The organism is Campylobacter sp. MG1 (assembly GCF_026616895.1).
Lineage (GTDB): Bacteria > Campylobacterota > Campylobacteria > Campylobacterales > Campylobacteraceae > Campylobacter_E.
Map to the genome: position 1 here is coordinate 130,185 of NZ_JANYME010000006.1, position 26,404 is coordinate 156,588.

22 protein-coding genes are annotated in these 26,404 nt (G+C 28.5%); 14 read left to right on the forward strand and 8 right to left on the reverse strand.

From position 1 onward, the window contains the following. Positions 1-17 precede the first annotated feature (17 nt). The 6 genes from NY022_RS06590 to NY022_RS06615 form a co-directional block, all read right to left on the reverse strand. On the reverse strand, positions 18-2,081 hold the full coding sequence (locus tag NY022_RS06590) for a TonB-dependent receptor domain-containing protein (RefSeq protein WP_267524607.1): 2,064 nt from the start codon (positions 2,079-2,081) through the stop codon (positions 18-20). Between the two features lie 318 nt (positions 2,082-2,399). After that, positions 2,400-4,061 (reverse strand): cation acetate symporter, encoded by a 1,662-nt coding sequence (locus NY022_RS06595; RefSeq protein ID WP_267524608.1) that lies wholly within the window; start codon positions 4,059-4,061, stop codon positions 2,400-2,402. Further along, a complete protein-coding gene (locus NY022_RS06600; RefSeq protein WP_267524610.1) occupies positions 4,045-4,383 on the reverse strand; it encodes a DUF485 domain-containing protein in 339 nt (112 codons plus the stop codon). The genes NY022_RS06595 and NY022_RS06600 overlap by 17 nt, the downstream gene beginning before the upstream one ends. Positions 4,384-4,757: 374 nt before the next feature. After that, positions 4,758-5,195 carry a hypothetical protein gene (locus NY022_RS06605; RefSeq protein WP_267524612.1) on the reverse strand — a complete coding sequence of 146 codons (438 nt, stop codon included), beginning with the start codon at positions 5,193-5,195 and terminating at the stop codon, positions 4,758-4,760. Positions 5,196-5,204: 9 nt separating this feature from the next. After that, entirely contained in the window at positions 5,205-7,238 is a 2,034-nt protein-coding gene (locus NY022_RS06610; protein ID WP_267524614.1) for a rhodanese-like domain-containing protein, read from the reverse strand. 40 nt (positions 7,239-7,278) lie between these two features. Beyond that, positions 7,279-9,219: a multiheme c-type cytochrome gene (locus NY022_RS06615; protein WP_267524616.1), complete on the reverse strand. Its 1,941-nt coding sequence runs from the start codon at positions 9,217-9,219 to the stop codon at positions 7,279-7,281. Between the two features lie 242 nt (positions 9,220-9,461). Here NY022_RS06615 and ccsA point away from each other — a divergent pair, with 242 nt between their 5' ends. The 6 genes from ccsA to NY022_RS06645 all read left to right on the forward strand — a co-directional run bounded on the left by ccsA (position 9,462) and on the right by NY022_RS06645 (position 15,066). Continuing rightward, on the forward strand, positions 9,462-12,227 hold the full coding sequence (ccsA, locus tag NY022_RS06620) for a cytochrome c biogenesis protein (protein ID WP_267524618.1): 2,766 nt from the start codon (positions 9,462-9,464) through the stop codon (positions 12,225-12,227). Beyond that, positions 12,224-12,640, forward strand: coding sequence for a hypothetical protein (locus NY022_RS06625; RefSeq protein ID WP_267524620.1), 417 nt, complete (start codon positions 12,224-12,226; stop codon positions 12,638-12,640). The genes ccsA and NY022_RS06625 overlap by 4 nt, the downstream gene beginning before the upstream one ends. 2 nt (positions 12,641-12,642) lie before the next feature. Then, complete coding sequence (gene surE, locus NY022_RS06630) at positions 12,643-13,404, forward strand: 5'/3'-nucleotidase SurE (RefSeq protein ID WP_214119758.1); 762 nt, start codon at positions 12,643-12,645, stop codon at positions 13,402-13,404. After that, a complete protein-coding gene (locus tag NY022_RS06635) occupies positions 13,397-14,041 on the forward strand; it encodes a tRNA threonylcarbamoyladenosine dehydratase (protein ID WP_267524622.1) in 645 nt (214 codons plus the stop codon). The genes surE and NY022_RS06635 overlap by 8 nt, the downstream gene beginning before the upstream one ends. A 68-nt stretch (positions 14,042-14,109) precedes the next feature. Further along, entirely contained in the window at positions 14,110-14,445 is a 336-nt protein-coding gene (locus tag NY022_RS06640; protein ID WP_267524624.1) for a cupin domain-containing protein, read from the forward strand. Positions 14,446-14,670: 225 nt separating this feature from the next. Continuing rightward, positions 14,671-15,066 carry a hypothetical protein gene (locus NY022_RS06645; protein ID WP_267524626.1) on the forward strand — a complete coding sequence of 132 codons (396 nt, stop codon included), beginning with the start codon at positions 14,671-14,673 and terminating at the stop codon, positions 15,064-15,066. A 466-nt stretch (positions 15,067-15,532) separates the two neighbouring features. On the opposite strand, the gene NY022_RS06650 is transcribed toward NY022_RS06645, so the two are convergent. Together NY022_RS06650 and nrfH are read right to left on the reverse strand one after the other, a co-directional pair. Beyond that, on the reverse strand, positions 15,533-17,212 hold the full coding sequence (locus NY022_RS06650; protein WP_267524628.1) for an ammonia-forming cytochrome c nitrite reductase subunit c552: 1,680 nt from the start codon (positions 17,210-17,212) through the stop codon (positions 15,533-15,535). Positions 17,213-17,223: 11 nt separating this feature from the next. Further along, on the reverse strand, positions 17,224-17,691 hold the full coding sequence (gene nrfH, locus NY022_RS06655; protein WP_214118286.1) for a cytochrome c nitrite reductase small subunit: 468 nt from the start codon (positions 17,689-17,691) through the stop codon (positions 17,224-17,226). Positions 17,692-17,928: 237 nt separating this feature from the next. On the opposite strand from nrfH, the gene napA reads away from it, so the two are divergent. The 8 genes from napA to NY022_RS06695 all read left to right on the forward strand — a co-directional run bounded on the left by napA (position 17,929) and on the right by NY022_RS06695 (position 26,271). Continuing rightward, entirely contained in the window at positions 17,929-20,700 is a 2,772-nt protein-coding gene (gene napA / locus NY022_RS06660; protein WP_267524630.1) for a periplasmic nitrate reductase subunit alpha, read from the forward strand. A gap of 5 nt (positions 20,701-20,705) precedes the next feature. Beyond that, on the forward strand, positions 20,706-21,458 hold the full coding sequence (napG, locus tag NY022_RS06665; RefSeq protein ID WP_214118289.1) for a ferredoxin-type protein NapG: 753 nt from the start codon (positions 20,706-20,708) through the stop codon (positions 21,456-21,458). Further along, positions 21,458-22,261, forward strand: coding sequence for a quinol dehydrogenase ferredoxin subunit NapH (gene napH / locus NY022_RS06670; RefSeq protein ID WP_267524634.1), 804 nt, complete (start codon positions 21,458-21,460; stop codon positions 22,259-22,261). The genes napG and napH overlap by 1 nt, the downstream gene beginning before the upstream one ends. Beyond that, positions 22,258-22,779, forward strand: coding sequence for a nitrate reductase cytochrome c-type subunit (locus NY022_RS06675; RefSeq protein WP_267524636.1), 522 nt, complete (start codon positions 22,258-22,260; stop codon positions 22,777-22,779). Before napH ends, NY022_RS06675 begins: the two co-directional genes overlap by 4 nt. Continuing rightward, positions 22,776-23,603 carry a hypothetical protein gene (locus NY022_RS06680; RefSeq protein WP_267524638.1) on the forward strand — a complete coding sequence of 276 codons (828 nt, stop codon included), beginning with the start codon at positions 22,776-22,778 and terminating at the stop codon, positions 23,601-23,603. The genes NY022_RS06675 and NY022_RS06680 overlap by 4 nt, the downstream gene beginning before the upstream one ends. Further along, positions 23,603-23,914, forward strand: coding sequence for a chaperone NapD (locus tag NY022_RS06685; RefSeq protein WP_214118302.1), 312 nt, complete (start codon positions 23,603-23,605; stop codon positions 23,912-23,914). The genes NY022_RS06680 and NY022_RS06685 overlap by 1 nt, the downstream gene beginning before the upstream one ends. A 133-nt stretch (positions 23,915-24,047) precedes the next feature. Beyond that, on the forward strand, positions 24,048-26,132 hold the full coding sequence (locus NY022_RS06690) for a carbon starvation CstA family protein (RefSeq protein WP_214118304.1): 2,085 nt from the start codon (positions 24,048-24,050) through the stop codon (positions 26,130-26,132). After that, positions 26,113-26,271: a YbdD/YjiX family protein gene (locus tag NY022_RS06695; protein ID WP_214118306.1), complete on the forward strand. Its 159-nt coding sequence runs from the start codon at positions 26,113-26,115 to the stop codon at positions 26,269-26,271. The genes NY022_RS06690 and NY022_RS06695 overlap by 20 nt, the downstream gene beginning before the upstream one ends. Positions 26,272-26,404 lie beyond the last annotated feature (133 nt).

Consider the following 26,404-nt stretch of genomic DNA (forward strand, 5'->3'; position numbering starts at 1 on the left):
AAAAAGCCTTTTTTAGTTTAGAATTTGTAACTAAAGCCTAGTTTTATATTTCTTCCTGCTTCCCAATCAGTATTACTTGAGATGGTAGCACTTCTTGTAGTGTGTGAAACATATTTTTTATTAAATAAATTATTTACACTTAAATTTATTTCTAAATTTTTAACATAACTAGGCATATAAGATACATAAACATCACTTATACCATATCCAGCCCTTTTAGTTCCATCATCTAGTTTTTTACCAGCAAATGCTATAAAGTTATATCCAAATAATGTATCAATAGGAGCTGCAAAATATTCTAAATTTAGTGTATATTTATCGCCCATATCGGTATATCCTAAAACATCACCTTTAGCTAGTGAGCTACCACCTTTTCCTTGTACCATAACGCCATCTTTATATTTTGTATCTTGCTTTGTATAGCCTAGTCCTATACTAAAATCTTGATAAGAGTATTTAGCAAAAAGTTCAATTCCCTTAACTTTAGCTCCATTTGTATTAAATCTTAATAATGTAGTTTTTTGACCTTCAATGGTAGATAATTCTTTTATTAAATTTTTATAATCTGTGTAAAAATATTTAGCCATAAAGCTTACATTATGCTCATTGAAACTATTTTTATAACCAAAGCCTACCTCATATGCATTACCAGTTTCAGGTTTTAAATCTTCTCCTGGAAGTGAAGCTACTAAACCACTACTTACCTTTATTGTTTCAATTGGCTCAGGTCCTCTAAATACTTTAGCATATCCAGCAAATATATTAAAACCATTATTAAATTTATAATCAAGTGCTAGTGCAGGGCTTACATTATTAAAGCTAGTATTACCTCTACCTACGTTACTCATAGTATAATGATCAAACCTAATACCAGGGATTATATTAAGATTACCATAAGTAATAGTATCTTCTAAATAAATAGAAGTATTGCTAACTTTATCTTTAGGACTATCAGATTCTTTTGTTTTTACAATACTTGTAGGAGTTGCTTTATAAGAAATTATATTATCAATAAAACTTGAAGTTGTATAGTATTCTAAACCATATTTTAGGGTATGCTTAAAGCTATCATCACTACCTAAAATAGTTTTATTATTAATATATAAGCCTTTTGTTTCCACATGAGAATCTCTTGTGCTACCAGAAGCGCTTTTATTTTTACTATTTGCTACATCTTTAAAAATTTGTTCATTATTTTTTTTATGTTTTAAACTATGCCTTGTAATGTATGCTTTAAAATTAAAATCTACATAATCATTAGGATTGTAATTATAATCAAATATAGCTGTTTTTCTAGGCGTTTCTTGGTCAAATGTATCAGTTGTATCAGTAATTCCAAATTCACCTTTTAGTGGATACTCACCTTTGTAAGTTGTATTTTCATAGCTAAATTTTATTTTATGATCATCTTTATCATAACCTAATTTTAATAAATAATTTAAATCATCTCCGTGAGTTCCACCGATTCTTTGTCCATCAGGAGTTTTGCCAAATTTATAACTACTATGTTTTACATAAGCTAGAGCATGAAATCCTATGTCAGTTTTACCATAAAGCATTAAGCTTTTTTGCCATTCTTTATTATTACTTGCAAAACTTGATTTTATTTTCCCTCCAAAACTTTCATCGCCTTCTAATAAATCAGTAGCATCTACGGTTTTAAAAGCAACTGAACCACCTAAAGCACCAGAATTATTTACAACGCTTAAAACTCCAACACCAACATCAACAGCTTTTAGCATATCAGCATCTAATATTAAATTTGCTGAATGATGAAATATATTACCTTTTTCTCTCGCACCATCAATCGTTATATTTAGACCTTTTTCATTCATACCACGCATATAAATTTTTTGATTTAAATTACTTGTTCCGCCTACATAAACACCGGGAATATCACGCATTACATCACGGATATTACTCGCATTTCTATTAGAAATTTTTATAGAATCAAAATTATTATATCCTATTGATTCAGCATTTACTTCTATAGTATCAAGATTAGCATTTTCATTAGCAGCTAAACTTATATTCCCTCCCATTAAACATAAAACTAAAGAAAGTTTCAAAGACTTTTTCAAGTATTCTCCTTAAATTGAAAATAATAATAAAATGCAAAATTTACAATAATAATAATAAATTTTTACTTAAATTATTAAAAATTAAAATTATTATCAATATATTATATTTTTTAATAATTTTTATTATATGCAAAGTTTTGTTTTTATAAATTATTATTATTTAATTATTTGTATACAATAATTTCTTACTATACTTAGAATTGATAAAATAAATATTAATTGTTAGTGCAGTATTTTTAAATAATAGTTCTTACAAATAAGAAATTTTTAATATATTTACCATATTTTAATTCACATCAAAATATGGTATTTTTTAAATTAATGCTCTATAGCTTCACTTATTCCAATTCCGCTTTGTGCCTTGAAATCTTGTGCTTTAAAACCAGCTTTATCAATTTCTGCTCTTTTTGAATTATCTAATTTTGAAATTATATAAATTAAAATAAATGTAAGTGGCATTGAAAAAATTGCAGGATGATCATATGGAAAAATTGCTTGATCAAAACCAAAACTTTTTACCCATATACTAGGACTAAGTATTACTAATATCAAAACAGTAATTAAACCTATTAACCCACCTATAAACGCTCCTTTTGTTGTTAAATTTTTCCAATATATACTAAGTAACAGTATAGGAAAATTTACGCTTGCAGCTATAGCAAATGCTAAGCCAACTGTAAAAGCTACATTTTGTTTTTCAAAGATTATACCAAGAAATATTGCAAAAATACCTATTGATATGGTTGAAATTTTTGTAACTTTCATTTCAGTTTTTAAATCACATACACCATTTTTTGCAACACAAACAAATAAGTCATGTGATATAGCTCCAGCACCAGAAATTGCAAGACCTGCAACAACAGCTAATATAGTTGAGAATGCTACTGCTGATATAAAGCCTAGAAAATAATCTCCACCTATTACTTCAGATAATGTTATAGCAACCATATTTGCACTGCCTTTGAATGTACCATCTAGATTGCTAAATTCTGGGTTGCTTAATAATAAAGCAATAGAACCAAAACCTATTATAAATGTTAAAATGTAAAAATAACCTATAAGACCTGTAGCGTAAAAAACAGATTTTCTAGCTTCTTTAGCATTTTTTACTGTAAAAAATCTCATTAAAATATGTGGTAAACCAGCAGTTCCAAACATTAATGCAAGTCCTAATGAGATTGCTGATATAGTATCTGGTAAAAATCCACCTGGAATCATTATTGCTTCCCCTTTAGGATGGTTTTCAATAGCTTTTGCAAAATAATAACTAAAATCAAATTTTGTTAAATATAAAATCATAATAGACATAAATGTAGCACCACCTAATAGCAATATAGCTTTAATGATTTGCACCCAAGTAGTAGCATGCATACCACCGAATGTTACATAAAGTATCATTAATATACCAACTAATATAACAGCTATTATATAAGGCAGACCAAATAATAATTGTATTAGTTGTCCAGCACCAACCATTTGCGCTATTAAATAAAATACTATAACAGCTAATCCTGAAATTGCTGAAAGTATTCTAATAGGTTTATTTTCTAATCTATATGCAGTGATATCAGCGAATGTAAATTTGCCTAAATTTCTAAATTTTTCAGCAATTATTAATAAAATGATTGGCCAACCAGCTAAAAAACCTATGGAATATACAAGTCCATCAAAGCCATTGGTAAAAACTAAAGCAGTAATACCTAAAAAACTAGCTGCACTCATAAAATCTCCAGCTATTGCAATACCATTTTGGACACCAGTTATATTTCCACCTGCTGTAAAAAAACCGCTTTTACTTTTACTTTTTTTATTTGAATAAAATGTTATAACCAAAGTTATTATTACAAATATTGAGAACATTGTTACAGCTATTGGGTTAAAAGTTGTTTTTTCTATTTTATCATTACTAAAACCAGCAGCATTTATATAAGGACTTATAAAAATTAATACAAATTTTAAATTATTAGTTAATTTTTCCATCTTTTAAATCCTTTAATGCTCCAGATTGTTCTAATGCTTTGATTATTTCTTTTTGTCTTTTATCAAAATAATAATTAGCAAAAAATGTATATAAACCAGTGATAACACAGCATAATATAATTAAAAATACTCCAATTAAGATACCAAGTGTAATTGCACTAGGACCTAATTTGTACCCTAAAATTTCTGGGAATAGTCCTATACTTGCTATAAAAAGATAATAGCATATAAAAATAATAGCCGACAAATAAAATGTAACCTTATTTCTTAAAGAAACAAAACTTTTAAAATCTCTAATAGACTTATCATAGTTTGAGTCCATTTATACCTCCTAAATTTAATTTCAGTCTAATTTTATCTTTTTTTATGATCTTGCTATGGATTTTAAAGTCTCTTATAAAAATATTTTTTTATTTATATGTAAAAATGTAACAAAAATTATAAAAAGTTACTAATAGTAATATAAAAAATATATTTTTTTATATTTTTATTGTTTTTTAAGAATTTTTATGAATTTTTATAATAAAAATATATAAATTTTTTATTATGTCTTTATATGTATATTTTTTATAAAATATTAAAAGCTTTATTTTTTCTATCTATTGTTTATTATTATTAGTAAAAATAAAATTATTATTAAAGAAAAATTATAATTTTAAAATATATTACTTTATATCAAGGTGATATTCACCTTGATTATTTAACTTTAACAGGATACAAGCTCGGGTATTCATATATTTTCCAAGTCCCATTTTCATTATTTAATATTACATCTTTAGAAAATTTATGTTGTTGAATTTTATAATTTATGTCTACTTGAACTATTGCTATATCAACATCGTTATTTTTTTGTGTGAAATTTATTTCAACTATATCATCATTTCCTTTGTAATCATAGTCTATAAAAATCATATCCTTGCCTTTGTCTTTAAATTTTTTAAAATAATCAACATTATTTTTATTAGCAAGCAATGATTGTGCTTCGTTCATTTTTCCTTCTTCGCATAATAATATAAATTCTTCAACTACTTTAACAGGTGTTTTTTTACTATCAGAGCAAGCACTTAAAAGTGCTGCTCCAATAAATGTAGTTGCGATTAATGATAAAATGAAATTTATATTTTTAATTTTCATATATACTCCTTACAATAATACATTTAAGTATGCATATATTATTAAAAATAAGAAAATAAGCCCTGTAAATAACATTAAAAATCCAACAATTCTTGCAAAATAAAAATATTTAGCAAAAGAATCGCTTTCATTTTTAAGCTCATCTAATTTTCCACTTTCTTTTAATCTATTATACCAACTAGCTCTTTCATGTTTTAATTCACTTTCACTTAATTCGCCACTAAAGATAACCATATCCATAGGGAACCTATCAGCTCTAAAGTGAGTATTGAAAAAATGCACCGCAAAAATAAATCCTGTAGCTAAAAGTGCTTCATCAGAATGCACAAGCGTTGCAAGATTTAGCATAAAGCCAGGTAAAATTTTCGTAAATGCTTCAGGGAACCATAAGATTAATCCACTAAATCCTATAATAAACATACCCCAGAATACTGCTATATAATCAAATTTTTCCCAGTAAGTAAATCTATCAAATTGTGGTCTTTCACCTTTTCCTATAAACCATTTAAAGTGAGCTACAACATCTCTTAAGTCTTGCATTCTAGGCATTAAACTATCAGGTCCAAATAATTTTGCTAAGAATAATTTAAAGCTTAGTTTTCCATTATTATCACGGATAGCATCACGCTTAGTCCAAGAATTATAAACTACTTCAGCAATATGACTTAAGAATACTGCAATCATAACAAATGCACTAAAATGGTGTATTTTAGTAGCCATTATAACTCCACCCATTAAATTTATCATAGTTTCAGCCCAAGGAGCTGTATAGAATTTTTGTGGTAAACCACTAAAACTAAGTCCTAAGAACGAAGCAGCTACAAAGAAATGTTGAATTCTATGCAATGTGCTAAAGCGTTTAATTTTTACCTTATCTTTATGCATTTTTTCTTTTGCTGCACGCCACTCATTTTTATATTTAATACTCATATAAATTAGTTTCATACTCCACAAGAATGTATGTAAACCAAAGAATGCAAATACTGATATTACAAGTCCTGTCATAAATACATAAGCCCAATATAATAATGGGAATTTATCTTTATCGTGATGGTCAGCGTGAGCTATAAAGCTAGCAAAATTTTCATTGCTTCCTTCATGGCATTTTTCACAAGTTTTAACTCTTGCCTCTCCAAATAATGTTGATTTTTCATTACTTGGTTTGTGGATATTGTGTGTTCCATGACAATCAAAGCAAGCAGCTATTTTTTTACTTTCTCCATCTTTTGCTAAAACCATAGCTTTTCCGTGGAAAGTTTCGTGATAATGCATTTGCTCTTTTTCGTGACAACTTCCACATTTGTTATCGCTTAATTTTTTAACAGCTAATGAGGTTAGTTGTATTTTGTCATGAATATTGTGGCAATCAGAGCATGATGGTGATTTTTCTCTAGGGTTTGTCATTTTATCATGTACACTACCACTAAATTCCGCTTTTACTTCTTTATGACAAGAATTACAGTTGTCGTTTACATTTGCTTTATCATTTGCTAAATTTCCTATTACACCACTACTACCATGACAATCTCTACAAGCTGGTAGATTACCAAATCTTAAATTTTTATGTAATTCATCAGTGTAATTTTTTATATCAGTTGCATCATTCCAACTGCTTATATCATGACTTTTTACTAGTGGTTTAATTCCACCTTTTTCAATAGGGCGACCTGATATTATCCATTGTTGAATACCATCAAGCATTACAAATACATTTTTATAGCCCAATTTTTGTGCTTTTAAAGCCGCATCGCTACTTGCATAGCACATTCTATTTAGACAATAAAATATTATTTTTGAATTTTTGTCATTAGGTAATAAATCCACCCATTCTGCTGTATTTATAAATATTGAGCCTGGTAAATAACCATATTTAATACGCTCTTCTTTTACATTTGCATCAAAAATATACACATCTTTTTTGCCAAGTTCTTTTTCAACTTCAGCCATAGATATAGGAATCACACCTTCAACTACGGCGAAATCTCCTTCCGATGCAAAAAGGTTAAAGCTTAAAAAGATGGCAAAAATAAATCTTAAAAACATTATTTTTCCTTTCTTAAGGGCTAAAAATTAGCCCTCGTAATTAATTTTTACCATCTAGTAAATTTTGTGCTTGTTGTACATAAACTAATGCTTCATTTATTAATTTTAAAGCATATTTTGGACCATGAACACCCCAGCTTCCATCTTTTGAAATTTTATCATAAATTACTCTTGCTTCTTTTGTAAGTAGGATAATTTCTGATTTAGTTTTTGTGCTTAGATTATCCATTTTTGCTTGTTCTTTATCAATTTTGCGAATTGCAAGTTCAAGTTTGTTAAAACCTTCTTTTACCGGTGTTTGCCATTCCATAACTTTATTATAGATTTGCTCTTGGTCAGTGAAATGTAATTCTTTTGGTAAAGTTGATTGTACAGCACTATGGCATCCACTAGCCCCAGGTCCAACTAGATTTGCATCACTCCAGCTAGTTCTTCCACAACTCCACATTAAATCCACAAAGAATTTGCCATCTTTTCTAGCAATTGTCCAACCTTTAGTTGTCTTAGGATCTCTTTCTTTTCCTTCAGGTGGATTTAGAGTTTTTGCATCTTTATCTACATAAATTTTCCATATATGACTTGCACGAACATTGTCAAATCCACCTTTATCAGGGTTTTGAATGCTAGCAAAGTTTTCACAACTCATCATATTTGGCATGTGACAACCTGTACAATTATCTTTAGCGTGTGGTCCACCATATTTAAACATTTCAGCTTGAGTTTCGTGACAATCACTACAAGTTTTTTTAAGTCCTACTTTTGTATAAGGGTCTTTCCAATCATTTGCAGTAACTTCATGTGGGTCGTGACAAGTTGAACATCTCATACCTTTATCATAGTGCATAGAATTATACATTTGTGAGCCTTCAGTTCCACAAGATGGACAAGATGATTTAAAGTAACTATTAAATGGTTTTCTCGGGTCATTTTTAGCATCTTCACTATCATAAGCAAATCTTTGATGACATCTTTCGCAATTACTTGGCATACCAGCACCCCTTGCTCCGTAAAGGTGAGCTCCAGCTCCGTGACATTCTTCACAGCTAATTCCTTTAGAAATTGCGTGTTTTCTAAGTTCATCTTTATTTCCTATTGCTGCTAAGAACTCTTCTTTAGATTTGAAATCAAATTTAAAGCTATGGCATACTTCACAATATGCAGATGCTGGTTGAAACATCATTTTTTCCTTATAAGTAGAACCATAAGAATTTACTCCCCAAACACTTGAAGTTTGTTTGCCAAAATCTTCTAATTTTGTAGGAAAGCCAGGTGAAAATTCAGCGATTTTTTTTGCAACTTCAGGTGTAAGTGATTCAGCCCAAAGGCGTGAAAATTGATTACCACCAGCAACCATTTTACCTGTTCCATCAGCTAATTTTCCATCTTCAATGTGATAAGTTCCACGAACTAACCATTTATCAATAAAACCATATTTTGTTCTAGGAGTTCCTACGATTACAAATACATCATCAGCTTCAACACCTTTTGGTAAAATTGTAGCTTCAGAATTATACATAGGCTTTTTAGGGTCTCCTCCAGCTTCTTCTAATTCATCAGGGAAACGAATAACTTTTGAGTGGCGTGAGCGATTCCAAGCTTCATATTGAGCAGGGTGGCATTCACCACATTTTTTAGGTCCAACGAATTTGTTTGGATAATCTAAAATACTTTCCATTCCTAAGCGATAAGTAATTGACGCAGAGCGACCTTTATCTTTTTCAAAATTTGCAGCACCACCGAATTCTACGAATTCTTCTTGACGATTAGAAATAGAATATTTTCCAACTAAATTTCCTTCTTTTTCGTATTTAAACATTGGATGTCTAGTTTTTAAATACTCTATGAAATCAGTTTCTTGATTTACATAATCATGAAGAGTTCTAGGCACTATTCCATCATTTTGTGGAGTTACTGCCGTACTAGCCAACAAAGCACCAGTACATAAGCTAATACAGGCACCAAATTTGAGTAAAGTTTTCATAACTTCTCCTTAATTAATTTAAAATTAAATTAGAAAATAGAGTTTAGTAATTATTTTTTAAAATATACTTAAATTAATATAAAAAACAATATTTAGTTAAATAATTTTAAAAAAGGATTAAAAAAGTGCTATTTAATTTTAAAAAGTATTATTAAAAGCATTATAAATTTAAAATATATTGTATATTTTATTTAAATATAGAGTATTATAATGTATAAAATTTTAAAGATTATGGAAATAAAATGAAATTAATAAACAAGAAAAATAATTTAAGTTTAGCATTATTTTTTATGCTTATTTTTGCAATTATGTGTGCTTGTGCTACTTTAGTAGAGGCAAAATATGGGGTACAAAAAGCTAAAGATTTATTTTATAATGCTTGGTATTTTTATTTAGTTATGATTATATTATTTATAAATTTAATAATATCAATTTTTCAATATAAAATTTATAAAAAGATATCACTATTCTTAATACATATATCTTTTATTTTTATATTTGTAGGAGCTGTTCTTACACATTTTTATGGTTTTGAAGGTGTTTTAAATTTAAGAGAAGGTGAATTTAAAGATGAAATATTAAGTGCTAATACAAGTATTAAAATAATAAAAGATAATAAAGAGTATAAAGTTGATAATTTTAATGATGACTTAATTTATGATGGCGGTATATTAAGATTTGTTGAGTTTAGCAATGAGGCAAAAGAAGAATATGTTAGTAGTGATAATATAAATGATAAGTCAATAATAAAATTAAATTTTACTTATGAAAATGAATTATATAATTTGGAATTAAATGAGTATGATTGTAATTTAGTTAAGGATTTAAATTTTTGCTTTAATAAAGTTGATGGTGATAAATATGTTAATTTTAATATAAAAAATAATGAATTTTATGCAAGTACAAATGTCAATATGAAAAGAATTTATCAAGGAAAAGAGGAATATTTATCAGATGATTTTAAATTTATTGATGGTGTATATTACTACGAAGATTTTACATTTAATCCGATTTTAACATTAACTCATGCAAAAAATGGTTATGTAATGAGTGGTGGAGATTTAAAAGCTATTAAGGTTAGTTTAAATGGTAAAGATTTAATTTTACCACTAAATAAGGATATATTATATGAAGATATGAAAATATCTTGGTCTCAGGATTCATTAAAATTAGGCTATAATGTTTATTTAAAAAAGTTTAATCTTTTTACATATCCAGCTAGTAATACCCCTAAAGATTATGAAAGCGAGATTTTAATAATTGATAATAATGAAAAAATTCATGCAAGTATATCAATGAATAATGTTTTAGATTATAAAGGTTTTAGATTTTTTCAACATTCTTATGACGATGATTTAAGAGGTACTGTTTTAAGTGTTAATAAAGATTTAGGCAAAATTCCTACTTATATAGGATATTTTGTGTTATTTTTAGGTTGTTTTTTAAATTTATTTTCTAAACATACCAAAACATTGTTTAAAATGCTTTCTTTATTGCTTTGTTTGTTTACCCCTAAGATTTATGCTGATGATGTAAATTCTCATTTAAATGAATTAAATACTGTTGTTACTCAAGATTTAAATGGTAGATTTTTATCATTTTATGCACTTACTAATGATTTGTGTAATAAATTAAAGTGTCCTAAAAATTTAAAAGCTAATGAAGAAATTTTTAAGTTGATTACAGATATTTCTTATGTTAATGAGGCAAAATTAATTAAAGTTGATAATGATAAGCTGAAAAAAGAATTAAATTTAAGTGATAATTATGCTAAATTTAGTGATTTTTATGATGGTCCAAGTTATAAATTAAAAGATATTTTAAAACAAACTTATGCAAAGGGTGAAGCTAATTTTTCAGAATATGACAAAGAACTTATAAAGGTTGATGAAAGAGTTAATATTTTTTATCTTATTTTCACTGGTGAGCTTTTTAAAATTATCCCTGAAATGCCAGATTTTAGACTAGTTAGCCCATTTAGTGATAATTTAAATTTACAAAATCAAAACATAGCTAATAAATATATATCATCTTTATTGTTAGCAAAAAGTACAAAAGATTATAAAACTGCTAATGAAAATTTAAATGAAATTAAAAAAATGCAGAATTCTTATAATATTTTGCCTAGTAATAATCAAATAATAATTGAAAATTTTTTAGTAAAGATTGATGCTTTTTATTTGTTATTAAAAATTTATTGTATTTTATTTTTATTGTCATTAGTCTTAATATTTAAAAATAATAAAATAATTTGGTATTTAACATTTTTTACATTTATTTTACATTTAGTTTTGCTTTGTTTAAGGGGTTTTGTAGCAGGATTTACTCCGCTTACTAATACTTATGAGAGTTTAATTTATATTGCTTTAAGCTCCGTTTTTGCTGGACTTGTTTTTAGAAAAAATCTATTACTTAGCTTATGCTTATTATTTAGCGTTGCTACATTATTTACAGCACATCTTAATGATATTAATCCACAAATTACAAATCTAATGCCTGTTTTAAATTCTCCTTATCTTAGTATTCATGTAAGCTTAATTGCTGCTTCTTATGGATTTTTTGGCTTAAGTGCTTTAATTAGCTTTTCTTATTTATTATGCGTAATATTTAAAAAACCTTACGATAAGGCAAATATTCAAATATATTTAGCAAATCATTTGGGCTTATTATTATTAATTTGTGGGAATTTTTTGGGTGGAATTTGGGCTAATGAGTCTTGGGGAAGATACTGGGGCTGGGATAGCAAAGAGACTTGGTCTTTAATAAGTATATTAATATATGCAATTTTGGTGCATTTAAAATTAAAATCAAAACTATTATACGCACTGCTTAGTATGTGGGGATTTGGCGTTATTTTAATGACTTATTTTGGAGTGAATTATTATTTAGTAGGTAAGCATTCTTACGCAGGAGAAAAGAGCAATTTTGAAAGTCCATTATGGCTAATAATTAGCGTAATTATCCTAATAATTTTTAGTTTAGTTGCTATTAGAAGGAATTTAAAATGAGAGTTGTGTTAATATTTTTAGCTTTATTTTTCATAGCTTGTGATGATGAAAAAATTGATGAAAATTATTTAAACACTCCACTTAAATGCTCTATTAATAAAGATATATGCGAAAAAGATTTCAAAGGTAGAAAAATTAGTTTTGAAATTATTAATCGTCCGATAAGATTTATGGAAGAAACTAAATTAATAATTAAAGGCTTACCTAAATACGATAATCTAAATCTTAAATTATATGGGCTTAATATGGATATGGGTGTTATAAATGCCGAGCTTGTTAGACTTGATAACGGAGATTATGTAAGTGAGTTTGTAGTAAGCACTTGTTTATTAAGCACTATGAGATATAGATTAGAATTATTTAATAATGATAAAAAAATAAAATTATTTATAGATTTTGATATGAAAAGGTAAAAATGAGAATATTATTAACCAATGATGATGGATATGATGCAGCAGGTCTTCTAGCACTTAGAAAAAGACTTAAAAAGATTAAAGATTTAGAAGTTTTTGTGGTTGCTCCTTGGAGCAATAAGAGTGCTTGTGCGCATTCGCTTACACTAAATCATCCACTAAGTTTTGTAAAAATTAAGAAAAATTATTATGCCTTAAAAGACGGCACTCCAAGTGATTGCGTAAATCTTGCATTTTGCACTATTTTTAAGGATAAATTACCTGATTTGGTAGTAAGTGGGATTAATAATGGAGCAAACTTAGCTGAAGATATAACCTATTCAGGTACAGCGGCTGCTTGTATGGAGAGCGTGCTTTGTGGAGTGAATGCGATTGCTTTTTCTCAACTTTATGAAAAAGATATAGATTTTAAGCGTTCAAGTAAACTTGCTGTTAAATTAATCTTAAAATTACTTAAGCTTAATCCACTTAAAAAAAGAAGATTTTTAAATGTAAATTATCCAAGTTGTGAGAGTGATTATAAAGGTTATAAAGTTTGTAAGATGGGTAAAATGAGATATGAATTCTCAAGTAAAATATGTAAAAACCCTAGAGGATTAGAGTATTATTGGCTAGATAGCTTGTATGATTTAAGCAAGGTAAAAGCAAAAGATGATGATATTGATTATGTAAGACAAGGTTATGCAAGTATTACTCCAATTAAGCTAAATCTAACGGCTAAAAAAGAATTAAAAAAAGTAAAGAAATGGTTAGAAAATGAGTGAGAGATTTGCAAGAGCTAGATTATTATTTCAAGATAATTATGATAAATTGAGTTCAAAAAAAGTGCTAATTTGTGGGCTTGGCGGAGTTGGTGGTATGTGCTTTAGCTCACTTGCTAGAGTTGGTATTAATGTAAGTGGGATTGATAAGGATTATTTTGAAGCTAGTAATCAAAATAGACAATTACATTCTGAAAATATTGGACTTAGTAAGGCTAGCGTTTTTGCTGAATTTTATAAGGCAAATTGCTATGAGTTATTAATCACTAAAGAAAGCTTTTTAGAGTTTTTAAAAGATAAAGAATTTGATTTAATAATTGATTGTATTGATGATGTTAAAGCTAAATGCGATATAGCCGAAATTGCTTATGAAAAAGGCATTAGTTTTATTAGCAGTGGTGGAGCTGCAAAAAGAATTGACCCTTTAAAATTAAAGGTTGCAAATTGGGATAAGACCAAAATGTGTGCTTTAGCAAAAGCCGTTAGACTTGAGCTTAAAAAACGCAGATTTAAAGGTAAATTTAAAATGGCTTATAGCGAAGAAGAGCCAATGTGTGTTGGGCTTGGGTCTTTTATGGGAATGACTGCTTCTATGGGGCTTTTATTATCATCTTTAGCGATTAAGCAATTAATGAAATAATAATTATTTAATCATAATCAATTTTTTAAATTTAAAAAAAGAGTAATATTATCTTAAAAGGAGATAATATGAATTATGAAGTTTTTAATTGGGATAATAAAATCATAGATTTTAATGTTAATGTGATTTGTGATGATGAATTTAGTAAAGAAATTCAAATTTTAATGCCTAAAGGCTCATCAATGGATAAGCATAATGCCCCAGCTAGAATAATAGTTCAGGTTTTAAAAGGTGAAATTGATTTTGAGATAAATGGTGAGGTTAAGAATTTAAAATCTTTAATGAGTATAAGAGTTGATGCTAAAATTTTTCATAGTTTATACGCTAAGGAAGATAGTATTATTAGACTAAGTCTTGCTAAAAATGATAGTGTTAGTAGGGTTAAAAGCGTTATTTTTAAATAAAATTGCTAATAGATTTGTAATTATATTAATCAAAATAAGAACAATGAAAGATTATTACCTTCCTAAGGTTTAATATTTAAATAATTTTTGTTTAAATTTTGATTAATATTTTTTATACTTTATAAATAAAATACTATATTTAATTTATTTTTATTAAATTATTTAAGTTTAATTTTATTATGGGGGGGGGTAGAATACATTTTTATATTATTAAAAAGGAAAAAAATGTATAAGCTCTTTAGAAAAATTAAAAGTATTTTATTTTCAATATTTGTAGCTATTGTTTTTACTACTATTGTAATTGTTGTCTTAACTGAGGTTTTTAAAATTAATTTAAATTCTTGGTGGGCTTTGGTGGTTGTGATTTTGCCAGTTATATTTTTTGTTGGTTCTTATAGCAATGAAAAGGCTGATTCAGAGTGTGAAAATTGTAAAGAAGTATTTATGAAACGAAAGATAAAAACAAATATTTTATCTAAAGAAAAAATACAAGAAGATGTTAAAAGAGATGGAATATATATAAGACAAGCATTTTGGGTAGGTGAAAAAGAAGAAATTTATGAATGTGAAAATTGTGGAAATATAACAAGTAAAATAATAGAATATAAAGAAAAAATATAAGTTAAATTTTTAAATTTTGATAATCAAAAATCTAATAAATATTTTATTAAGTAGTAATAAAAAAATAAATTTAAATACTTAAGAAATATTGATATAAAATAGTTAAAAGTTTAGTTAATTTTAATAAATTATATCAAATAATATAAGCGTTGTGTTTTTATAATTATTTTATAATAATAATCTTTTTAAAATATTTTTATAAATTTTGTGGATAGATAAAATTTTTAATCAAAGTTTTGGTTTAGTTTTAAATATGATACTCTATTACATAATTTATGCAATATTTATATAATTTTTAGTAAATATTGTATAAATATCACAAAAAATTAAGTTATTCAAAATATAAAAACTTTAAAAGTTATATTATATATGAGTATAGGATACTATATTACATAAAAAATTATACTCGTTTTAGGTTTAATTTGTTTGATCTAGATTTTAAATTGCGAGAAAATCTCGCAATTTTTTATTTAAAGTTTAGATTTTTTACATCCTCATCAACTTTTTTCATAGCTTCTGTTGGTAGAGCACCTGTTGGTGGTTTATGGTCTAGTTTTAGAGGTGCTGCTGGAATTGTTGCTGTTTTTGTTAATTCAATTTTAATTCCATAAGGAGCTAACGCATTTGCTAACTCTGCTTGTCCTTCTCTAGCTACTTCTTTACATTGACCTATAATTCTCATAAATTCTTGTGGTGAGTGGAAGCCATAGCTATTTTCACTAAATGATACGTCCCATCTAATATGTGCTTTTCTATGAGCATATTGTGCTTTTTCTATAACTTTTGAAATAGCATCATCTCTTGCTTTATCTTCAAGATTTGCAAATTCAGGAAGTTTTGCTAATTCTTCACGAGCTGTTTTTATATCAGCAATTAATGCTAATAAGTTATTTTCACAACCTCTAAGCTCATAAGCGTGGCGATTTTGAATAAAGCTAATTCTATCTTTTAATACTTGTTCGCTTTGTGGATGGCAAGTTTTGCAAGCTGCATTTATATCAGCTAATGGAGATAGTATATTGTGATTAGTTACTTTGTTTGCTCCATCTCTTTTGTATGGCATATGACAATCTGCACAAGTTACACCACTTCTATAATGTAAAGAGCTTGAATACATTTCAGCTTCTGGGTGTTGCATTTTAATTATTTTTGTTTTTGTATCTTTTTGAATGTAATCATATGGGAATTCGCCATTTGCAAATTTTTCATCATAGTACTCATCAAAATTCTCTATTTTAAATGCTTCATCTTTTTTCCATTTTGTCCATGGGAATGTTAAAGTGCTATCTTTACCTTCAAAATAATACTCAACATGGCATTGCATACAAACATAATTTCTCATTTCTTTTCTACTAGCTTTGATACCACTTTTAGCGTCTGCTTCATAGCCTCTTAAAACCATAGCATTAACAAAAGCAGGGCGAGTTACACGAAGGCTCATATCATCTGGGTTATGACAATCTGCACAGGTTGATCCCATATGAGAGCCGTGAATTCCATCTCCGTATTTTTCTTCTACTTTTTTCATAACATCAAAATAAGGCATTTTATTCATATTTGTCCAAGCTTCTTTCATAGCTTCGCCTTTTTCACCAAATGCGTCAAAAAATCCCATTTTCTTTGCACCCATTACTTCAGTTTTACCTAGCATAAAACTTGGGCTTAATTTATCACTTTTATAAATAGCAGTTAAAAATCCAGTATGGCAATTTACACAAGCACCAGGCTGACCTTTAAATGCAGGTAATCCGTGAGCATTTAGATATTCTTTATTGTTTCTTTTTGTTTCCATTTGGTCAATTTGTGAGTAATAGTGAGTTCTTGGTTTAGAATAATCAACCGCAAAAGCATATCCATTCCAAAATGTTGTCGCAGCCGGCCAGCGAATAATCTTACTATAAGGTAAGCTTCCACCAAATGGTGTTTCAATATACTCATCTTTCATTTGTAAATAACCATCTAATTGAGCTGGGAAATTTCTACCCCATTTTGCAAAATCTGGTTCTTCATCACTAATTTCAAAAGTTTTTAATGGTTGAGTTTTACTTTCACCTTTATGTTCTGCAATGTTTGTATTAAGTGCAAATAAGCCTGCACCACCTAAAGCAGCTACCACAATAGCCGCAACATAAACTGATTTTGACATATTTTCTCCTTTTAATTATGTAAATGACCTATTGTTCTATGACAGCTAAGGCAATCAAGTGGCTCGCTATTTAATTTTGTCGTTGCATTGATTGCATTATGTGCGTAGTCTTTATGACAAGTCGCACAATTGCGATTAACATCTTCGTGTGTCATTTCGGTAGGTTCTAAATTAGGTGGATTTCCTCCTACTGTAAAATAATAGCCGTGTTTTAATCCGTGATAAGCTTTTTTAGTCCAATAAGCTACCACATCACCTTGAGGTAAATGACAATCTACGCAACCTGCATTGCTTGAATGCTCACCTTTTGCCCAGCTATCATAAACATCTGTCATAATATGACATTTGCTACAGGCTTCAGGTTTAGAAGTCATCATTAAAAAGCCATCTGCTATTATAAAAGTATAAATTCCACCACCAATAAAAATCCCAATTACTATACAAAGGGCTAATAAAAGTTTGTTTGTTGGTTTTTTCATCTATACACCTTGTAAAAAAATAGGGAATTACTTTAATATAAAAAAGCTTAAAAATAATTGATTTGTATTAATAAATTTTATTAAGTAAAATTTAATATAGCGAGTTTAAATTTGTATTTAATGAATATTTATAAAAACTTGTATATTTCAATTAAAAAAATAAATACAATTATTAATTATAATCAATACTTTTTTATTTTTTATAATTTAATCTTATTTTTTTGAAAAGGAGAATATATGCAAAGAAGAGATTTTTTAAAGAGCACAGCAGTTGCAAGTGCAGCAGCTTGCATAAATCCTACTATTGCTTTAGCAAAAGACGAAACAAGTGAATGGACTTGGGATAAAGCAGTTTGTAGATTTTGTGGAACTGGCTGTGGTATTATGGTTGCTACTAAAAATGGCAAAATTGTAGCTACTAAGGGCGACCCTGAAGCACCTGTAAATCGTGGTTTAAATTGTATTAAAGGATATTTTAATGCAAAAATTATGTATGGAGAAGATAGACTTGTAACGCCTTTATTAAGAGTAAATGCTAAGGGCGAATTTGATAAGAACGGAAAATTTGCTCCAGTATCTTGGAAAAGAGCTTTTGATGAGATGGAAAAACATATGAAAAAAGCTTTAAAAGAGCAAGGTGTAAATGGTATAGGAATGTTTGCAAGTGGTCAGCATACTATTCAAGAAGGATATGCCGCTTCAAAATTATTTAAAGCTGGTTTTAGAAGCAATAATATAGACCCAAATGCTAGACATTGTATGGCAAGTGCTGTTATTGGTTTTATGCAAACATTTGGTATTGATGAGCCTGCAGGTTGCTATGATGATATTGAACTTACAGATACTATTATTTGTTGGGGTTCAAATATGGCTGAAATGCACCCAATTTTATGGAGCCGTGTAAGTGATAGAAAATTAAGAGACCCTGAAAAAGTAAAAATTGTAAATCTTTCAACCTATACAACAAGAACTAGCGACATTGCTGATATGGAACTTATATTTACTCCAAGTTCTGATATTGCAATATTAAATTATATTGCTAGAGAAATTGTATATAACAATCCAAAAGCAATTGATTGGGAATTTGTAAAAAATCATTGTGTATTTACAACAGGATTTGCTGATATTGGATATGGAATGAGAAATAATCCAAATCATCCAAGCTTTAGCGAAGCTGAAAAAGATACCGTAGCTAAAGAAAATGCAATCACTTTAGATAAAGATGAAGCAATAGCATTAAGTCATTTAGGTGTAAAAGATGGCGAAAAATTTGAAATGAAACATCAAGCTCAAGCAGCACTTAACTGGCAAATTCAATTTGAAGATTTCAAAAAAGCACTTGAACCTTATACATTAGATTATGTTGCAAGCGTAGCTAAAGGAAATCCTGATGAAGATATAGAAGAATTTAAGAAAAAATTAAAAGCATTAGCTGATTTATATATTGAAAAAAGCAGAAAGGTAGTAAGCTTTTGGACTATGGGCTTTAACCAACATACTCGTGGTAGTTGGGTAAATGAACTTGCATACACTGTGCATTTATTAGTAGGAAAACAAGCAAAACCAGGTGATGGAGCATTCTCTTTAACAGGTCAGCCAAGTGCTTGTGGAACAGCAAGAGAAGTTGGAACTTTCGCACACCGCTTACCTGCTGATTGGGTTGTAGCAAATCCTAAACATAGAGCTAAAAGTGAAGAACTTTGGAAAGTTCCTGAAGGAACAATTAATGGTGTTCAAGGAAATCACTTTATGCAAATGATGAGAAATCTTGAAGATGGAAAACAAAAATTCGCATGGGTTATGGTAAATAATCCTTGGCAAAATACTGCAAATGCAAATCACTGGATAAAAGCTGCTAGAGAAAAAGATAATTTTATAGTAGTAAGTGATTGCTATCCTGGAATTAGTGCAAAAGTTGCGGATTTAATTTTACCTACAGCTATGATTTATGAAAAATGGGGAGCTTACGGAAACGCAGAAAGAAGAACTCAACATTGGAGACAACAAGTATTGCCAGTTGGCGAAGCTATGAGTGATTTATGGCAATTATTAGAGCTTAGCAAACGCTTTAAATTAAGCGAAGTTTGGAATGAAGTAAAAATTGATGAAAAGACAACATTACCAAGCGTATTAGAAAAAGCTAAAGAAATGGGATATAAAGAAGATGATACTTTATATGATGTTTTATTTGCTAATAAAGAATGTAAAGAAATTTCATTAGATGATAGTGAAAGCTTAAAAGATTGGTTAAATAGCGAAGTTAAAGGCGATAGTAGAAATGTAAAAGGTAGTGATGGCACTGTATTTAAAGGCTATAATTTCTTTATTCAAAAATATTTATGGGAAGAATATAGAAAATTCGGAGCTGGTCACGGACACGATTTAGCTAGTTTTGAAACTTATCATAAGGTAAGGGGCTTAAGATGGCCTGTTGTTGATGGTAAAGAAACTCAATGGAGATTTAATACAAAATACGATGTATATGCTAAAAAAGCAAACCCTGAAGGTGATTTTGCATTCTATGGGGATTTTGATAAATCAATTAAAAGTGGTGATTTAGCAAAACCAACAAGTGAAGAAGCAACAGCAATTACAAATAAAGCTAAGATTTTCTTTAGACCATTTATGAAAGCACCTGAAAGACCATCTGAAGAATATCCATTCTGGTTATGCACTGGTAGGGTTTTAGAGCATTGGCATAGTGGAACAATGACAATGAGAGTTCCTGAATTATTCCGTGCAGTTCCTGAAGCTATGTGCTATATTCATCCAGAAGATGCTAAAGCTTTAGGAGTTGAGCAAAGAGAATTAGTATGGATAGAATCTCGCCGTGGAAAAGTTAAAGCTCGTATTGATATGCGTGGAAGAAATAAACCACCAAGAGGTCTTGTTTATGTTCCTTGGTTTGATGAGAATGTTTATATTAATAAAGTTACATTAGATGCAACTTGTCCAATTTCAAAACAAACTGATTTTAAAAAGTGTGCAGTAAAAATAACTAAGGCGTAATATTTATGAGAAGGCAATTTTTTACAAATACTATAAAGATTTTAGCAGTTGGTGTTGGAACTTTTAGCATATTCAAACTAAACGATACACCAAAAAGTGAAAGCAAAATTGAACTTAAAAAGAGTTTTTTTCTACGCCCACCAGGAGTTGTTAGTGAAAAACATTTTTTGGCTAATTGCATTCGTTGTGCTAAATGTGTAAAAGCTTGCCCTTATAATACTTTAAGTTTAGCTAAGATAGGGGAATTTGCTAGTTTAGGAACTCCTAAATTTAGTGCAAATGAAATTCCTTGCTATTTATGCGATGATTTGCCTTGTATTAAGGCTTGTCCGACAGATGCGCTAGATAAAAGTATTAATAAAATTTCTTTAGTAAATATTGGTCGTGCAATAGTAGATGAAAGCTCTTGTGTAGCTCATTTTGGAATTCAATGTGATGCTTGCTATAGGGCGTGTCCTTTTATAGATAAAGCTTTAAAGCTTGAATATAAAAGAAATGAGCGAACTAAAAAACATGCAATGTTAGTGCCTAAGGTTGATTATGATTATTGTGTGGGTTGTGGTTTATGTGAAAAAGTTTGTATTACTAAAAAGCCAGCTATTGTTATTTTGCCTACTAGTTTTATATTGGGTGAGAGAAATGATAATTATGTTAAAGGTTGGGTTAGTGGTGATGATGAAAGATTAAAACACATAGATACTAGCAAAAAACACGATGAGAAAAAAGCTATAAATTACCTAAATGATGGAGAATTTTAATGAAGATATTAAAAAATAAATATTTGATTTTAAGAAGATTTATCCAATTAGGACTTTTAGCTTTATTTGTATTACCTAGTGCTGATTTTATTTTAAAAGGAAATCTTAGCTCTTCGCTATTATTTAATAGTATTAGCTTAAGCGACCCTTTTGCGTATTTGCAAATATTTTTAGCAACTTTTACTCTTAATGTGGGATTATTTATATCTGCATTTTTAGTTTTTATTATTTATGCTTTGTTTTTGGGTCGTGCATTTTGTTCTTTTGTTTGTCCTGTTAATTTGATTACAAATTTAGCAGATTTTATCAAGCAAAACACAAGTTTTAAAAGCTCTAAGCTGACTAATTTTAAACAAAACACTAGATATTTTATATTATTTAGTATTTTGATTTTGTGTTTGATAGCAAATGAGCCAATATTTGAAAAGTATTCTCATATAGGAATAATTACTAGGGGAATAATTTTTATGCAAACTTCGGCTATATTTGTTGCAATTATTATATTTTTACTTGATTTATTTGTGCAAAGGAATTTGGTTTGTTCGCATCTTTGTCCATTAGGTGCTTTTTATAGTTTAATTTCAAAATTTGCTATGTTAAAAGTAAGTTATGATTTAAATAAATGCACTAAATGTATGAAATGCAAAATGATTTGTCCAGAAGCTCAAGTATTATCACTTATTACAAAATATAGTGGTAATGTTAGCAATAGTGAGTGCATTAAGTGTGCTAGATGTATTGAAGTATGCGATGATGATGCACTTAATTTTAATTTAATTAATTTTTTGAAAGGAAAAAAATGAAAAAAATATTTTTAAGTTTAGCTGCTAGTAGTTTGTTGATTGCTGCTAGTGTGAGTGATACTGAAATTGGTTTAAGAAAACATTCACTAAACGATGAAACAAAATTAGAAATCAAGAATTTTACATACTCTGAAAAAGAAGCTGGAGAAGCAGAGCGTTTTGAAAGAGCTTATTTAAATGCTCCACCACAAATTCCACACAATGTAGAAGATTTTTTACCAATTACTCAAGATAATAATATGTGTCTTAGCTGTCATGATTTAGGTGCTGATAATGAGCGTATAAAGCTTAGTATTGAAGAAGCAACTCCTATGCCAGCAAGCCATTATTATGATTTAAGAAATGAGAAAAAACTTGATTCTATATCTCAAGCAAGATATAACTGCGTTCAATGCCACGCACCACAAGCAAATATTGATAGTGGAATCAAAAACACATTTAAGCCTGATTTTAGAAATGATGAATTAGGCAAACATCGTTCAAATTTACTTGATGTAATAAATGAAGGATTAAATTGAAAAAATTGCTATTATTTATAGCTAGTTTAGGTTTAGCAAGTGAGCTAAACCTAAATGAATTAGAATATTTAGAATATGATTGTTATATAAACTATATCAATAATGAATTTGTAGCGTGTGGCAATGATATTTATAAAAATAATGATAAGGTTTTAAGCCTTGATGATAATATTATTTTTATTGATGATTACGATATTAACATTTTAGCAATTAGCTCAAAAGATGGATTAAAGACTTTAAACATTTATAAAGATAATAAATTATTGAAATTTAAAATCTCAAGCGATATTAATAAGGCATTTTTATATAAAGATAAAATAATTCTTACTTCTTTAGGAAGCGAACTAATCATAAGAGATTTATCATTTAACTTAATAAAAAAAGTTCATTTTTCAAATGCAAGCATAAATGCTGCAAGTATTAATAAAGAAAAGGCAAAAATTGCTTTAGGATTTGAAAGTGGAAAAATAGTTGTTTATGATTTAAATTCTAATGATTTTATAAGCAAGGAAGTTCATAAAGATAATATTTATAATGTAGATTATAAAAAAGATAATATTATTTCTTGCTCAACTGATAGAAAAGTTATAATTAATGATGATAAATTAAATGAAATTACTAATATAGAAAGTGATAATTTAGTTTATAATTGCGCTTTAAGTGATAATTTAAACTTTGCTTATTCTTGCGATTTAGAAAATAATATTTGTATAGGTAAGGATAAAATAAATATAGGTAATTTATATCTTAATTCAATATTATTTGATAAAAATACATTAAAGCTCAATGCTTATTCAAAAATTTTATACAAAAAGGATTTTTAATGATTTCATCTTTAGTAGTTATTGCAAATGAAGAATTTGAAAACGAAATAAAAAATATAAAAGATGCCAACATAGAGCAAGTAATTGATAAAAAATTTATCGTTTTAATTGAAGCTAGTGATTTTGACAATACTTTAGCAACTTTTAATGCCATTAAGCGATTAGATAGTGTTATAGATGTTAATATGGCTTTTAGTGAAGCTAGTGAATTTGATTTAGAAATTAACGCTCAAAAAATAGCAGATAAAGTAAATGCTTTAGGCAATGCAGAGAATATTGAGTATTATGGAAACATTTATAATAAATATTAATAATTTAACTCGTAATTTTTTTATATTTTTATCTTTTAATATAAAATTCTTATAAGTATTATAATTTTAGATTATAATACTTACTCACATTTTTAATTAGATTAAAAAATTAATTTATTTTTAAGGAGAAGCTATGAATAAGCTTTTATGGATAGTTGTTGCTATTCTTGGAGCATTTTGTATGGGCGTTATCGCTTTAAATAATGGCGAAACAATAAATGCTGCTTGGATAGTTGTAGCTGCTGTTTGTATTTATACAATCGGCTATAGATTTTATGCTTTGTTTATAGAAACTAAGCTTTGCGGCGTTGATGCTACTAAGATTACTCCTGCTGTAGCACTTAACGATGGAAAAGACTTTGTTCCTACAAACAAATATGTTTTATTTGGCCATCACTTTGCTGCAATTGCAGGTGCAGGACCACTTGTTGGACCAATCCTAGCAGCTCAAATGGGATATTTGCCTAGTGTATTATGGATATTAATTGGTGGCGTTTTAGTTGGTAGCGTGCATGATTTTGTTGTGCTTTTTGTATCAAGCAGACGCGGTGGAAAAAGTCTTGGCGAAATGATTAAAGACGAGATGGGGAATTTCGTTGGTGTTGTTTCTATGATAGGAATTTTTCTTATTATGCTAATTATCATTGCTATTTTAGCTATGGTTGTTGTAAAAGCTTTAGCGCATTCTCCTTGGGGGACATTCACAATAGCTTCAACAATTCCTATTGCTATTTTTATGGGAATTTATATGAGATTTATTCGCCCAGGTGCAGTCGGAGAAGCTAGTATAATTGGCTTTGTTTTACTTATGATAGCTTTATATTTAGGAAAAGTTGTATCAAACGACCCTGATTTAGCAAGACATTTTGATTTTAGCGTTCTTGAACTTAGCTTTATAATGATGGGCTATGGAATGATAGCTGCGATTTTGCCAGTTTGGTTTTTACTTGCGCCAAGAGATTATCTTTCAACATTTTTAAAAATTGGTGTAATTTTAATAATGGCTATTTGTGTTGTTTTAGTTTCTCCTGAAATTAAAATGGCAAAAGTTACACATTTTATAGATGGCACAGGTCCTGTTTTTGCGGGTGGATTATTTCCATTTTTATTCATAAATATTGCTTGTGGGGCGATTTCAGGCTTTCACGCATTAATTTCTAGTGGAACAAGTCCAAAAATGCTAGAAAATGAAACACAAGCAAAAATGGTAGGCTATGGTTCAATGCTAATGGAGAGTGCAGTTGCTATTATGGCTTTAATTGCTGCTTGCATACTTCAACCTGGAGTATATTTTGCAATAAATTCAGCACCAGCAATTATAGGCACGACACTTGAGAGTGCGAGTGCAGCTATTAGTGCTTGGGGATTTAGCGTAACTCCTGCTGATATTCAAACACTTGCTAATGATATAGGTGAGAGCACTATATTAAGTAGAACAGGTGGAGCACCTACATTTGCAATAGGCTTATCATTAATTATTCACGAGCTAATCGGTGGAAAGGAAATGATGGCATTTTGGTATCACTTCGCTATTTTATTTGAAGCATTATTTATCTTAACAGCAGTTGATGCGGGAACTAGAACTTGTAGATTTATGGTTCAAGATATGTTAGGAAATGTTTATAAGCCACTTGCAAACACAAGTAATTTAGGAGCAAATATATTCGCTACTTTAATTTGTGTTGCTGGATGGGGCTGGTTCTTATATGGTGGTGCGATTGACCCACTTGGCGGAATTTATTCACTTTGGTCGCTTTTTGGTGTATCAAATCAACTTTTAGCAGTAGTTGCTATGTTTTTATGTGGCTCTGTATTTATTAAAATGGGAAAAAGAAAGTATATCTTAGCTATTGTTTTACCTGCGCTTTTTGTAATCTCAACTACATTTACAGCAGGTATTGCAAAGGTATTACCACAAAGTGAAAGTAAAATCGCAAACTCAATTTCTCACGTAGCAACAGCTCAAATTAATTTTGCTAAAGCTGATGAACTATTAGTAAAAATTAATGCAGGAGATAATAGTGAAGCGACTTTAAAAGAATTTAATAAAGCTAAACAAGTAGCACATTCTAATGTAGTAAATGCTATTTTAACGATTTTCTTCTTATTAGTTACCATAATAGTTGGAATTAAATTCGTTCTAATTTGGAAAGAAAGTTATTCTAATAGGTTTAGCATTCCACTTAAAGAAGTGGTTTATGAAAAAGCAGCTTCGTGAGTTTTTTTACGCAATGCTTGGAGCACCTGATTATGAAAAATATTTAGAGCATTTTAAGAAAATGCACCCTGATAAAACTCCTTTAACTAAAAAGGAGTTTTTCATAGAACAAACAAGCAAGCGTAAAACAAAATGCTGATAAAGATAAGTAGCTAGTTAGCTAATACAAATTATCTTTATTAGCATTAAAAATATTCTAAAACTTTTTAAATTTAAATCTTTCTATAACTTTATTTATTTTAAAAAATATTAAATAAATTATTAAATAATTT